Annotated in this window: 9 protein-coding genes; 4 read left to right on the top strand and 5 right to left on the bottom strand. The window is 61.6% G+C overall.

The annotated features are described in order from the left end of the window. Positions 1-230 precede the first annotated feature (230 nt). Positions 231-1,445 carry a proteasome-activating nucleotidase Pan1 gene (gene pan1, locus DV733_RS15045; RefSeq protein ID WP_049992801.1) on the bottom strand — a complete coding sequence of 405 codons (1,215 nt, stop codon included), beginning with the start codon at positions 1,443-1,445 and terminating at the stop codon, positions 231-233. A 135-nt stretch (positions 1,446-1,580) separates the two neighbouring features. On the opposite strand from pan1, the gene DV733_RS15050 reads away from it, so the two are divergent. The 3 genes from DV733_RS15050 to rad50 all read left to right on the top strand — a co-directional run bounded on the left by DV733_RS15050 (position 1,581) and on the right by rad50 (position 5,830). Further along, the gene (locus tag DV733_RS15050; RefSeq protein ID WP_049992802.1) at positions 1,581-1,847 is read left to right on the top strand and encodes a MarR family transcriptional regulator; all 267 of its coding nucleotides are present in this window, start codon (positions 1,581-1,583) and stop codon (positions 1,845-1,847) included. A gap of 85 nt (positions 1,848-1,932) precedes the next feature. Continuing rightward, on the top strand, positions 1,933-3,120 hold the full coding sequence (gene mre11 / locus DV733_RS15055) for a DNA double-strand break repair protein Mre11 (protein ID WP_049992803.1): 1,188 nt from the start codon (positions 1,933-1,935) through the stop codon (positions 3,118-3,120). 37 nt (positions 3,121-3,157) lie between these two features. Next, the gene (rad50, locus tag DV733_RS15060; RefSeq protein ID WP_049992804.1) at positions 3,158-5,830 is read left to right on the top strand and encodes a DNA double-strand break repair ATPase Rad50; all 2,673 of its coding nucleotides are present in this window, start codon (positions 3,158-3,160) and stop codon (positions 5,828-5,830) included. Here rad50 and DV733_RS17775 read toward each other — a convergent pair. The 3 genes from DV733_RS17775 to DV733_RS15075 are packed head-to-tail and all read right to left on the bottom strand — an operon-like array spanning position 5,827 to position 6,806. Continuing rightward, positions 5,827-6,222 carry a DUF7346 family protein gene (locus DV733_RS17775; RefSeq protein ID WP_049992805.1) on the bottom strand — a complete coding sequence of 132 codons (396 nt, stop codon included), beginning with the start codon at positions 6,220-6,222 and terminating at the stop codon, positions 5,827-5,829. The two genes, rad50 and DV733_RS17775, sit on opposite strands and share 4 nt — an antisense overlap. Before the next feature lie 50 nt (positions 6,223-6,272). Then, the gene (locus DV733_RS15070) at positions 6,273-6,575 is read right to left on the bottom strand and encodes a DUF7322 domain-containing protein (protein WP_049992806.1); all 303 of its coding nucleotides are present in this window, start codon (positions 6,573-6,575) and stop codon (positions 6,273-6,275) included. A 51-nt stretch (positions 6,576-6,626) separates the two neighbouring features. Then, on the bottom strand, positions 6,627-6,806 hold the full coding sequence (locus DV733_RS15075) for a DUF7331 family protein (protein ID WP_049992807.1): 180 nt from the start codon (positions 6,804-6,806) through the stop codon (positions 6,627-6,629). Between the two features lie 337 nt (positions 6,807-7,143). On the opposite strand from DV733_RS15075, the gene DV733_RS15080 reads away from it, so the two are divergent. Beyond that, the gene (locus DV733_RS15080; RefSeq protein ID WP_049992808.1) at positions 7,144-11,073 is read left to right on the top strand and encodes a DNA polymerase domain-containing protein; all 3,930 of its coding nucleotides are present in this window, start codon (positions 7,144-7,146) and stop codon (positions 11,071-11,073) included. 7 nt (positions 11,074-11,080) lie between these two features. On the opposite strand, the gene DV733_RS15085 is transcribed toward DV733_RS15080, so the two are convergent. After that, the gene (locus DV733_RS15085) at positions 11,081-12,769 is read right to left on the bottom strand and encodes a histidine kinase N-terminal 7TM domain-containing protein (RefSeq protein WP_049992809.1); all 1,689 of its coding nucleotides are present in this window, start codon (positions 12,767-12,769) and stop codon (positions 11,081-11,083) included. Positions 12,770-12,915 lie beyond the last annotated feature (146 nt).

Here is a 12,915-nt window from a genome sequence, read left to right on the forward strand (position 1 = left end):
AGGAGTGGTGTTCTCGCGAGCAACGCGAGCGAGAGCTCGTCAGAGCTTGCTCTGACGGCGGAATCGTCGCGGCCAACTCGGCCGCGACTACAGAAAGCGTCGGCGTAACCCCACGAGCGGCCGGCGATCGCCGGCCGTCTCGCGGCGGGCCTTAGCGACCTGCCGCTCGCGGCAGGTGGCGGCGGACATGAAAAGGGCGAACGCGTCCCGCCAGGGCCGCGTGAGGGCTTTCAGTGGAAGGTCCGAGAGACGTCTTCGCCGTCTTCTTCTTCCTGCTGAATCTTCTCCCAGGCGTCGTAGAAGTCCTGTTCGACGACCTCCGTGCGGTCGTCGCGGATGGCGAACATCCCGGCCTCGGTACAGATGGCCTTGATGTCGGCACCTGACGCTTCCGTGGTCTGCTCGGACAGCGAGGCGAAGTCCACGGTCTCGGCGAGGTTCATGTCGCGGGTGTGGATCTGGAAGATCTGCTCGCGGCCTTCCTGGTCGGGCTTGGGCACCTCGATGAGGCGGTCGAAGCGACCCGGGCGAAGGATGGCGCGGTCGAGCATGTCGAAGCGGTTGGTGGCGGCGATGATCCGGATCTCGCCGCGGTCCTCGAAGCCGTCCATCTCCGAGAGGAGCTGCATCATCGTCCGCTGGACTTCGGCGTCGCCGGAAGTCTTCGATTCGGTTCGCTTGGCGGCGATCGCGTCGATCTCGTCGATGAAGATGACCGCGGGTTCGTGCTGGCGGGCCAGATCGAACAGATCCCGCACCAGTTTCGCGCCCTCGCCGATGAACTTGTGGACCAACTCGGAGCCGGCCATCTTGATGAAGGTGGCGTCGGTCTGGTTGGCGACGGCCTTGGCCATCATCGTCTTGCCGGTGCCGGGCGGGCCGTGCAACAGGACGCCGCTCGGCGGGTCGATCCCGACGTCGACGAACATGTCGGGATTTTTGAGGGGCATCTCGACGGTTTCGCGGACTTCCTCGATCTGCTCGTGGATGCCGCCGATGTCTTCGTAGCCGACGTCAGGGCTCTGGTCGACCTGCATCACGCGAGCGCGGACGTCCGTCTCGTCGTCGAGCGCCTTGACGATAGACAGCGAGTTGTTGACCGCGACGCGGGCGTCCGGCTCCAGGCCCTCGCGCATCTCGTCGGTGACCTCGGTCAGCGCTTCCTGGTTGTTGCCGTGCTGTTTGATGATCACGCCCTCGCTGGTGATCTCCTGGACGGTAGCGATAAACAGCGGCGACTGCTTGAGTTTCTTGTTCTCGTGGGTGAGCCGTTCGAGCTTCTGCTGGTACTTGTTGTTCTCGGCGTTGGCGTCGAGGAGCTTGTCCCGCATCTCCTCGTTCTGGGTCTCCAGGACCTCCAGACGCTCCTGCAGGGCTTCGATCTTCTCCTGCTGGGAGGCGTCCTCGTCGTAGGGAAGATCGACGTTGTCCACGGTATCCGTCATTACCCCCTCAGTAGTGGATGTGCTCATAAGAGGTTTCGGGTGGGGTCAGGACCTGCCGACCGCTTTCGAAATTCCCGACGGTAATATTCTTAAGCCGATAATATTATTATCCTGTATCCGTTCGGTAGAGGTACGATGAGTGCAACCGAGACTGCATCTACGGAGGTACCGAACGAGAGCGGCTGGGACGCGGTGGCGGAGCTGCCGCCGAGTGCCAAGCTCGTCGCGAAGGTGTTGGAGTACAACGAGCAACTTACCCAGAGTCAGCTGGCCGAGGAGACGCTGTTACCATCGCGAACGGTTCGCTACGCGCTGAATAGGCTCGAAGAGGTCGGGGTCGTCGATTCCCGGTTCTCGTTCACGGACGCCCGAAAGCGCGTCTATACGTTGTCGATAGAGTGACGCTGTGTAGCTGAACGCCGACTGCCATTTCACTTTCACTGCCCTCTCGGAATCCCTTTAGGACGTGGTGACCTACGGAGGGGCAATGACGCGAGTTATCCACACCGGGGATACACATCTGGGCTATCAACAGTATCACGAGCCCGCCCGGCGCGAGGATTTTCTCGACGCGTTTCGGCAGGTGATCGACGACGCCGTCGCCGAGACTGTCGACGCCGTGGTCCACGCCGGCGACCTCTTTCACGACCGTAAACCGGGTCTCCGAGACATCATGGGGACCCTGGACGTGTTGCGGACGCTCGAGGACGCCGACATACCCTTTCTGGCGATCGTCGGCAACCACGAGACCAAGCGCGACGCCCAGTGGCTGGATCTGTTCGAGTCGCTCGGGCTGGCGTCGCGGCTCGGCTCCTCGCCCGTGACGATCGGAAACACGGCCTTCTACGGCCTGGACTTCGTCCCGCGATCCCAGCGTGAGGATCTCGACTACGACTTCCAAGCCCACGACACCGACCACGCCGCACTGGTCGCCCACGGGCTCTTCCAGCCGTTCGACCACGGCGACTGGGACGCCGAGGTCGTCCTCTCGGAGGCGTCGGTCGACTTCGACGCCATGTTGCTCGGCGACGACCACGAGCCAAAGCGGACGCAGACAGAGGGCGCGTGGGTGACTTACTGCGGATCGACCGAGCGCGCGAGCGCCTCCGAGCGCGATGATCGAGGATACAACCTCGTCACGTTCGATGGCGAGGTGGACATCCGACGTCGCGGGCTCCCCACGCGGGAGTTCGTCTTCGTCGACGTCGACCTCGGCGATGGTGAGGGCTACCAGCGCGTCCGTGAACGGATCGAACAGCACGACCTCGACGGTGCAGTCGTCATCGTCGCCATCGACGGCGGCGGCGACCCGATCACGCCCGCCGAACTGGAGACGGTCGCGCTCGACGGCGGCGCACTCGTCGCGCGAGTCAACGACCGCCGGGAAATCGAGACGACCCAGGACGTCTCGGTCAGTTTCGCCGATCCGGACGACGCCGTCCGTGAGCGGATTCGAGAGCTAGGATTGAGTCCCGCGGCCCGGGACCTCGACGAGACGATACGGGCGAGCAAAGTCGCGGATTCGAAGGTCGCCGACACGGTCGAGCAGCGCGTCGCCGATATCGTCGACGACGCCGACGACGGGGCATTCGAGAGCGCGAGCGACGAGGACGAGTCAACCGCCTCGCCGAACGCGGACGGCGACGGACAGGCGACCATGGAGGAGTACCTGTGATGGGAGACGATTCGATCACTGGGACGGGGGGTATCCGATGAGGTTCACACGCGTCCGCCTGAAGAACTTCAAGTGCTACGGCGACGCAGACCTCCGGCTCGACTCCGGTGTGACGGTCATCCACGGCGTCAACGGCAGCGGCAAGTCCTCGCTGCTGGAGGCGTGTTTCTTTGCGCTGTATGGGGCACGAGCCCTCGACGCGACACTCGACGATGTCGTCACGACGGGGGCCGACGAGACGATCGTCGAACTGTGGTTCACGCACGCGGGCGGCGACTATCACCTCAAGCGCCGGCTCCGCGCGACTGGTGAGCGCCCGACGACCGCCGAGTGTGTGCTCGACGCGCCTGGCGCGACCTACGAGGGTGCTCAAGATGTCCGCGCACACGTGACCGAACTGCTCCGGATGGACGACGACGCGTTCGTCAACTGCGCGTACGTCCGTCAGGGCGAGGTCAACAAGCTCATCAACGCGACCCCGAGCGAGCGCCAGGACATGCTCGACGACCTCCTGCAACTGGGGAAACTGGAGGAGTACCGCCAGCGAGCCAGCGACGCGCGCGTAGGAGTCGGCCGCGTCCGCGACGACAAGCAGGGCGCCCTCTCACAGGTCGCAGCCCAGATCGAAGCCAAGGAAGACCAGAATCTGCACGCGACGCTGAACGACCTGCAGACCGAACTCTCCGACGCCGAGAGCGACATCGAGCGGTATGAAGACCAGCGCGAGACGGCCGCACAGACGCTCGAAGACGCCGAATCGATCCTCGAAGAGTACGAGGAGAAACGCGCGGAGTTAGACGAGATCGAGTCCGAGATCGAGTCGCTCCAGGAGACGATCGCCGAGACCGAGCGCAAACGAGAGCGCCTCGGCGACCAGATCAGCGAGCACCGTGACACGATCTCAGAGTGCGAGTCGACGATCGCGGAGGCACTTTCGGACTCGGAACTCGAGACTGATAGCGGCCAGGACGCCGTCGTGACGCGGATCGAGACGCTCGAATCGAAGGACGACCAGCTTCGTGACGAACTGGAAGAGCACAGACTCGAAGCCAGTGAGCACGCAAGCGAGGCCGAGAACCACCACGAGCGCGCCGAATCGCTCGAACAGCAGGCCGAAGAGAAACGTGAGCGACTATCCGAACTCGAAGCCGAAATCGAGAAAACCGAGTCAAGGCTCGAAGAGCGCCGGGAGAAGGTCGAGTCGCTCACGAAAGCGGTCGAATCACAACGCGAACGGTTCGAGGAGGCGCCGATCGATCCGGGAGCCGCTGACGTCCACTGTGAAGAAGTCGCGGGCGAACTCGACTCCGTGCGCGAGGAACTGGCCGAGTTATCAGCGACGATCGAACAGAAACGGGACTCGATCTCGGAGGCCGAGTCCCTCCTTGAAGCCGGCAAGTGTCCCGAGTGCGGGCAGGATGTAGCGGGCGCACCACACGTCGAGTCGATCGAAGACGACCGGGAGGAACTCGCGGAACTGGAGGCTGAGCACGAGGAGCTCGTCGACCGTCGAGAGACGCTCGAAACCAGCCTGGAGCGGGCAGAGGAACTGGTCGAGGCCGAGAGCGAGATCGAGCGGCTGACAGAGCAGCGCGACACCGTCTCACAGCTGATCGACGAGAAGGCCGAAGACGTCGAGCGAAAGCGCGAGCGTGTCGCTGAGCTCGAAGCGAATATCGAGAGGCTCGAAACCGACGCCGAGGAGGCACGAGAAGCCGCCGCCGAGGCCGAAGCCGAGGCAGCGGCATGCCGGGAGTCGATCGGCGAGGTCAACGAGAAACGCGGTGAGATCAAGGACAGGCGCCAGCGACTGGAGCGCGCGCTTGACGCTCTGGAGGCGACTGCGGATGCAGAGGCCGAGATCGAGCGCCTGCGGGAGCGGCGCGCGGACCTGGCCGACACGAACGACGAGCGTCGCCAGCGGCTGGCGGACAAGCGCGAGCGCAAGGCCGACCTCGCCGGGGCTGTCGACGAGAGCCAGATCGAGTCGGCACGAGAGGAGAAAGACCGCGCCGCCGACTACATCGAGCAAGTCGACGGCAAGCTCGAGGAGTTGCGCGAGCGTCGGGACACACTACAGAGCCGGATTGGCGGCGTAAATCGGGAGATCGAGGAGCTCGAAGAACTGCGCGAACAGCACGGGGAGTTACAGGCCACGGTCGAGCGTCTCGATTCGCTGTACGAGGAGACCGAGGAACTCGAACGAATGTACGGCACGCTCAGAGCGGAATTGCGCCAGCGCAACGTCGAGACGCTCGAACGGATGCTCAACGATACCTTCGAGTTGATCTATCAGAACGCCTCTTACGCGCGGATCGAACTCGACGGCGACTACGAGCTGACGATCTTCCAGAAGAACGGCGACGCGCTCGATCCCGAGCAGCTCTCGGGCGGTGAGCGCGCGCTGTTCAACCTCTCTCTTAGATGCGCGATCTACCGATTGCTCGCCGAAGGGATCGACGGGGCCGCACCGATGCCGCCACTCGTGCTGGACGAACCGACGGTGTTTCTCGATTCGGGGCACGTCTCACAGCTGGTCGCGCTGGTCGAGCGGATGCGCGAGTTGGGCGTCGAGCAGATTATCGTCGTCAGTCACGACGAGGAACTGATCGGCGCGGCTGACGACCTCGTGCACGTCGAGAAGGACCCGACGACCAACCGCTCGCGAGTCGATCGGATGGACGCGGCTGCGCTGGTCGAACCGACTTAATTGTCCTGTCGCTGTTCCGCGATTCGGCTGGTCGCACGGTAGCCCCGCTCGCCGTAGACGGTCGTCGGTTCGAGCAGCCCCGCCGACCTGAGTTCGGTCGCCACGCCGTGGAGGTCACTCTCGCAGACGTCGAAACGATCGAGGAGTTCTCGCGCCGAGGTCGGTCCGTCGACTGTGAGTTCGAGCAACAGTGCTGCCGCCTGATTCGAGGTGACTGACTCGTCTTTGAGACTCCCTGCAACTACCCCGAGCGCCGCCTCGGCGGTTGCCGGAGAGAGCGATTCACAGGGTTGTGTCGTCGTTTCTCCAGACGATACCCCACGAAGCTGGCAGTCCTCACCGAGCACTCGCTGCAGCACGAAGTAGGCGTCACCGTCGGTGACGACTCGCATGTTCATCGAGAGGGTCCGCGTCTGGAAAGCGGTTGCGATAGTGGAGGCGGTCAGTCCGACTGGAATGTTTTGACTCGATAGTAGACGTAGCCACCGAGGATCACCCCTGCGAGGACCAGTTGGCCCCCGAAGAGCCACTGGTCGCGAAAGACGGCGAACATCACGCCCAGGCTGGCAGCCATGAGCGCGACGTTCGCGACGAGGACGAGTCCCCAGAAGAGCCCGCGAACTGCCGAATCGATGTCGCTAGCCTGTGACGTCGGATCCGGCGCTTTCGGGATGTCGGGGCCGAGCGAGTTCGGATCGAACTCCTCGGGCTCGTGTGGTGACTTCTCGCCGGACCCGTCGAACATGGACTCCGGTAGGCGAGGCGGCGCAAAAAGCGTTCCGTGCTGACTTTCCACTCAGACTGCGTCGGCGATCTCGACAGCCGTGTCCGCCTGGATCCAGGCGAGGGGGTTCTCGGCGTCGTACATTACGAGATCGTTGTCGTCTTCGTAACATTCGATTGTCTCCGCGCCGGGCATCGTCTCGGGGGTTGCCGCACGATCCGACTCACCTGCTGCGTTGACGCGGTTCGACATGACTTCAATACGCTGGTATGCCACCACATACCAAAAAGGTTCCCCAACCGTCAGACCTTGCGCGACCGGGTTGGTCGCACAGGAGCGTTCGTGAGCCGGCCGTCGACAATACACGTCTCCCGGCTGGACTATTCGCACATGAACATGCTCACGAGCCGGCCGTCGACAATACACGTCTCCCGGCTGGACTATTCGCACATGAACATGCTCACGAGCCGGCCGTCGACAATACCCGGCTGGACTGGCTGCGCAAAGACGCGCAGCCGTGCCGCCGTCGACAATACACACGCCGCCCGACCGCGGATGTTTTTACCCACCCTATCGAAGCAAAGCTAACATGAGTGAAGACGCGCAGGCGACCCTTACCGGGTTCGGTGACGGCGACGACAATCGCCCGGATGGCGAAGCCGAGGCGGTCGCCGGAAGCGATCGTGTCACGGCAGACGTCGTCGACGCCGACGAGTTTCGCTATCCCGACGCCGACGGAACGATCGAGCTCTCGGTGACCCAGGTCGACTACACCATCGACGGCTACGGCGACGAGGAGTTCCCAATCGTCCACGTTTTCGGCCGAACGCCCGATCGTGAACTGGTGCACGTCGAAGTCTACGAATTCCGTCCCTACTTCTACGCCCCGACCGCGAATCTGGACTTCGACGACCTCGAATCCCGGGATCGAATCACGGGCTGGGAGGCCGGCTACGAGTCGATCCGCGGCGAGGAGCTGACCAAAATCTTCGGCCAGACCCCACGCGACGTCGGGCAGATCCGCGACGAATTCGACCACTACGAGGCCGACATCCTCTTCCCGAACCGCCTGCTCATCGACAAGGACATCACCAGCGGGATCCGCGTCCCCGAGCGACGGACGGACGAGGAGACGATCCGCGTTCCACACGACGAGATCGAGACCGTCGACGTCGAGGTCGAACCCCGCGTCTCGACGTTCGACATCGAGGTCGACGACCGCTCCGGATTTCCCGAGGACGGCGAAGAGAAAATCATCTGTATCGCCAGCCACGATTCCTACCGCGACGAGTACGTCCTCTGGCTAGTCGACGCCGACGAGGGCGGTGCGATCCCCGACCGGCTCGACGGCTACGATCCACTCGAAGCTGATTTCGAGCCCGACATCCGGGTCTTCGACGAGGAGCCCGCCATGCTCGATGCGTTCGTCTCGTATCTCGAAGATACCGATCCGGACATAACGACTGGGTGGAATTTCGCCGACTTCGACGCACCCTATCTCATCGACCGGCTCGAAGTGCTCGACCCGACGACCGACTACAATCTGGATTACAATCGCCTCTCGCGAGTAAACGAGGTCTGGCAGAGCGACTGGCAGGGGCCGGACGTGAAAGGTCGTGTGGTTTTCGACCTCCTGCGGGCCTACAAACGGACGCAGTTCACCGAACTCGAATCCTACCGACTCGAAGCCGTCGGCGAACAGGAACTCGGTGCCGGCAAGGAGACCTACACTGGGGATATCGGCGACCTCTGGGAAGACGACCCCGAGCGCCTGCTGGAGTACAACCTCCGGGACGTCGAGTTGTGTGTCGAACTCGATCGCAAACAGGACATCATTGCCTTCTTCGAAGAGATTGCCTCGTTCGTGGGGTGTAAACTCGAAGACGCGCCCACGCCCGGCGACGCCGTCGACATGTACGTCCTACACAAGGCCCACGGCCGGTTCGCCCTGCCCTCGAAAGGCACCGTCGAGTCCGGCGAAGAGTTCGAAGGCGGCGCCGTCTTCGACCCCATCACCGGCGTCGAGGAGATGGTCTCGGTGCTTGACCTGAAGTCGCTGTACCCGATGTGCATGGTGACGATCAACGCTTCACCGGAGACGAAAGTCGACTCCGAGAGTTACGACGGCGACACCTTCGTCGCACCCAACGGCCAGCACTTCCGAACGGAACCGGACGGGATCATCCGGGAGATGGTTACGGAATTACTATCAGAGCGTGAAGAGAAAAAGAAACTCCGAAACAAGCACGAGCCTGAAACACAGGATTACGAGCAATATGACCGTCAGCAGGCTAGTGTCAAAGTTGTTATGAATTGTTTCACTCCAGACACCGACGTATTGACCCCGGACGGTGTCAGGAATATCAGGGCGCTGGACGTCGGAGATCAGGTGTACTCTCTTGATCCGGACACCCTGGAAATGGAGTGCAAACCGGTGGTCGAGACGCAGGCCTATCCAGACTATCGCGAAGAATTGGTCGATATCGAGACGAGCAAGATAGATTTCAGTGTGACTCCCAACCACCGGATGCTAGTGCGCAAGGACGACAAAAACGGCGCTACGTGGGACGGATTCCGGTTCGTCGAGGCCGGTAATCTCAACGAAGCATCCCACTACGAGATGCCCCACGACTGGGACGGTCCTGATGGGGAACGGCTCGACTCCGTCGACATCACTGAGTTCCTAGACAGCGAGTACGAAGTGTGGGTCGACAACGACGACCATGGTCATACCCTTGCCGCAGAAGTCGGGTGGTATCCGGACAAGATGCAGAAACAGGGTGAGGACGGAACTGGGTACGTGTTCTCCGCCGACGAGTTCGAAGAGAATCGCTCGTATCTCGACGAAAACTGTTCGGGATTCTACGTTCACGCCGAACGGGGCCGGAAGTGGATTCCACGCTTCTACGACGGTGACGATTTCCTCGACCTGCTAGCCTGGTACATCACTGAAGGATCTGTCTACACCTCCGAAGACAAACAGTTCGGAGAGAACTTCCGGGGGAGTGCAACGACTATCCAACTGGCACAGGAAGCACTTCCAGACGGTGGTAGAGACGACGACCACGCGGCTATCAGGGCGTTGCTCGACAGAATCGGATTCGACCCATACACAGATGACCGAGGCTACCAGTTCACCTCGAAGCTTCTCGGCGACTGGTTGCGAAAGCAGTGCGGGGCCGACAGCTTCGAGAAGCGGATCCCTGAGTTCGTTTTCGAGTTGAGCCACGAACAGAAAGAACGATTCCTGCACACGCTGATCGACGGCGATGGTGACCGACAGCCCAACAGCTGGCGCTACACGACGTCCAGCGAACAGCTTCGGGACGATGTGTTACGTCTCTGTGCGCATCTCGGACTCACTGCGAGCGTCAATCACGATAGCGGGTCCTGGAGAATCTACTGCACCGAGAACGCCAAGAACAGTTTCCGGATGCACCGCTCTGGAGGAACAAGTACAGCCGATGACGGAGTGTACTGCGTAACTGTCGCGGACAACAATACGCTTCTGGCGGGCCGTAACGGGAAATTCCAGTGGGTTGGCCAGTCGCTCTACGGCGTTTCGGGCTGGGATCGATTCCGCCTGTACGACAAGGACAACGCTGCCGCCGTGACGGCGACCGGACGGGCCGTCATCGACCACACTGAAGACGCTGTCGAGGACCTGGGCTACGAGGTGGCCTACGGAGACACCGACTCCGTCATGATCAGTCTCAAAGACGAGGCATCCTCGGTACAGGACGCCATCGATCAGTCCTTCGAGATTGAGAAGGCGATCAACGCTTCGTACGACGAGTTCGCCCGCGAGAATCTGGATGCCGAGGAACACCGCTTCCAGATCGAGTTCGAGAAGCTCTACCGACGCTTCTTCCAGGCCGGCAAGAAGAAACGCTACGCCGGCCACATCGTCTGGAAAGAGGGGAAAGAGGTCGACGACGTCGACATCACGGGCTTCGAGTACCAGCGCTCGGACATCGCGGGCATCACGAAGGAGGTCCAGCTCAAGGTACTCGAGATGATCGTCAAAGAGGGTGATATCGAGGGCGTGACCGACTATCTCAACGGCGTCATCGAGGATTTCCTGACGGGCAACATGGACTACGAGAAGGTTGCGATTCCGGGCGGCATCGGCAAGCGCCTGGACAACTACGATACCGACACGGCGCAGGTCCGAGGCGCGAAGTACGCCAATCTCCTGCTGGGGACGAACTTCCAGCGCGGGAGCAAGCCAAAACGACTCTACCTGCAGAAGGTCCACCCCGAGTTCTTCCGCCGCGTCGAGCGCGAGATGGGGCTCGATCCCGCCGAGGACGTCCTCTACGGGGAGTTCAAACGCGACCCCGACGTGATCTGCTTCGAGTACGACGAGCAGATTCCCGAGGAGTTCGAGGTCGACTGGGAGAAGATGCTCGACAAGACTCTGAAGGGGCCGATCGCCAGGGTCATCGAGGCACTTGGAATCTCGTGGGACGAGGTCAAGAGCGGCCAGGAGCAGACCGGACTCGGCCAGTTCATGTAACTGCGAGTCACTCGAACCGGATTTCGAAGCGGGCGCCACCGTCCTCGGAGTCGGTCACGCCGACCGACCAGCCGTGAGCCTCTACGACGTCCCGGACGATCGAGAGTCCGAATCCCGTCCCGTCGTCACTCGTCGAGTAGCCGTGTTCGAAGACCGTCTCGTGCTCGGCTCCCGGAATCCCACGCCCGTCGTCTTCGACGTATATTCCCGAGACTGGATTGCCACTGAGTTGGCCGATCGTGACGGACACAGCCGAGTCGTTGTGCTCGAAGGCGTTCCGAATCAGATTTTCGAACACTTGCTGCAGCCTGGTCGGATCGGCTTCGACGCTCGGCAGCGGCGATTGGACGTTCACACGCCCCCTGTCTGTCGGGACGTGCTGGCGTGCTTCGATCGCGAGTTGTTCGAGGTCGATACAGCCGTCGGGTTCGACGTCCTCACTCGCCTGTGCGAGGGCCAGCAGGTCGTCGATGATCGCTTCCATTCGATCGACCGACCGCTGGGCTCGCTCGATCTCTTCGAAGTCCTCGTTCGATCGAGCCAGTTCGAGCGATGCACTGACGATCTGTAACGGGTTTCGAAGGTCGTGACTGACTGTCGAGGCGAACTCGTCGAGGCGTTCGTTCTGCCTCCGCAATCGTTCTGTCTTCCGTTTGAGTCGTTCCGCCTGGCGTCGTCGATCGGTGACGTCAGTGAATATTACGACGCGGCCGAGATAGCTGTCCATCGACCCGTAGACCGGTGAAAACGTCACATCGAACGTGCGACGGTCACCATCGACGGTGGTTTCGACCGTCGTCTGAATCTCTCGGGTACCTTCGAATAGCCCTTCGAAGTCGACGTCCTCTGGCACGATCGTCTCTAGGTCTTGGCCCTGGAGAGACGTGTCGTCGAGGATCTGTTTGGCCCGCCGATTCGCGTCGACGACAGTCCCCTCCCGATCGAGAACGAGCACGCCGCTGTTCATATTTGCGAGGACGACGTCCCGAGCGATCGGCGTGACGTCGAGTAACCGATACCGGAACATCGCGATGGCGTAGGCGACGCCGAGTGGAACGAAACTGATCGCAGACGGGTCGAACGCGACCACATCGAGGATGAACAGGAGCACGATGCCAGCCCCAAACGTCGACCCGATCAGTACTAGCCCGATCTGCATCCGATGAGTGTGTGAGCGGCCGTTCTCTACGAGTTCCTGCAGGAGGAAGTACAGCATCAGCGTGGCAAACCCATAGACGTAGGCAGCCCAACCGTACCAGAGCGGACCGCGATGTTCCTCGAGGACAGGTGGTTGGGTATGTAGTGTGATGGTCTCACCAGCCCGCCAGAGGTTGGCCGGATTCGTGAGGACGATCAGGAGTGTCGCTCCCGATATCACGACCATGCCGACGATGTAGGGGCGTTTCAGCCAACGCTCACGGTTGGTCAGCGAGAGGACGAACGTGAAAAACGCCGGTGGCACGGTGACGATTCCGACGTACGCCACTTTGTTCCAGAAGAGGACGTGGGTGGCCGTCGGCGCGGCGATCCGGAGCCCGTCTGCGATCGCCCAGATTCCAGTCCCAGCCATCATTACTGCTAACGAGATAGCCGTCCGTTTCGACCGATGCCTCGCTGCGACCGCGGCAATTCCGAACGACAGGAGCCCGAAGACGACGTAGAGAACCGTGAACGTGTTCCCGAGACGATACACCATTGCTCGTACTGTTAGGATGCACTCATGTAAAACGTACTGTCGATTCGTTGAGTTCTGGTGGAAAGAAGATATTTTTCTATTCTACGAACTTTCCTAACCGAGAATGCGAAAAGGTTATGGGTACGACGACCTGACTTTCGGTTGAC

The organism is Halapricum salinum, assembly GCF_004799665.1.
Lineage (GTDB): Archaea > Halobacteriota > Halobacteria > Halobacteriales > Haloarculaceae > Halapricum > Halapricum salinum.

Excerpts from the sequence above, each read along its gene's own strand:
- pan1 (WP_049992801.1), bottom strand. The coding sequence starts at position 1,445 with ATGACGGATACCGTGGACAACGTCGATCTTCCCTACGACGAGGACGCC.
- DV733_RS15050 (WP_049992802.1), top strand. The coding sequence starts at position 1,581 with ATGAGTGCAACCGAGACTGCATCTACGGAGGTACCGAACGAGAGCGGC.
- mre11 (WP_049992803.1), top strand. The coding sequence starts at position 1,933 with ATGACGCGAGTTATCCACACCGGGGATACACATCTGGGCTATCAACAG.
- rad50 (WP_049992804.1), top strand. The coding sequence starts at position 3,158 with ATGAGGTTCACACGCGTCCGCCTGAAGAACTTCAAGTGCTACGGCGAC.
- DV733_RS17775 (WP_049992805.1), bottom strand. The coding sequence starts at position 6,222 with ATGCGAGTCGTCACCGACGGTGACGCCTACTTCGTGCTGCAGCGAGTG.
- DV733_RS15070 (WP_049992806.1), bottom strand. The coding sequence starts at position 6,575 with ATGTTCGACGGGTCCGGCGAGAAGTCACCACACGAGCCCGAGGAGTTC.
- DV733_RS15075 (WP_049992807.1), bottom strand. The coding sequence starts at position 6,806 with ATGTCGAACCGCGTCAACGCAGCAGGTGAGTCGGATCGTGCGGCAACC.
- DV733_RS15080 (WP_049992808.1), top strand. The coding sequence starts at position 7,144 with ATGAGTGAAGACGCGCAGGCGACCCTTACCGGGTTCGGTGACGGCGAC.
- DV733_RS15085 (WP_049992809.1), bottom strand. The coding sequence starts at position 12,769 with ATGGTGTATCGTCTCGGGAACACGTTCACGGTTCTCTACGTCGTCTTC.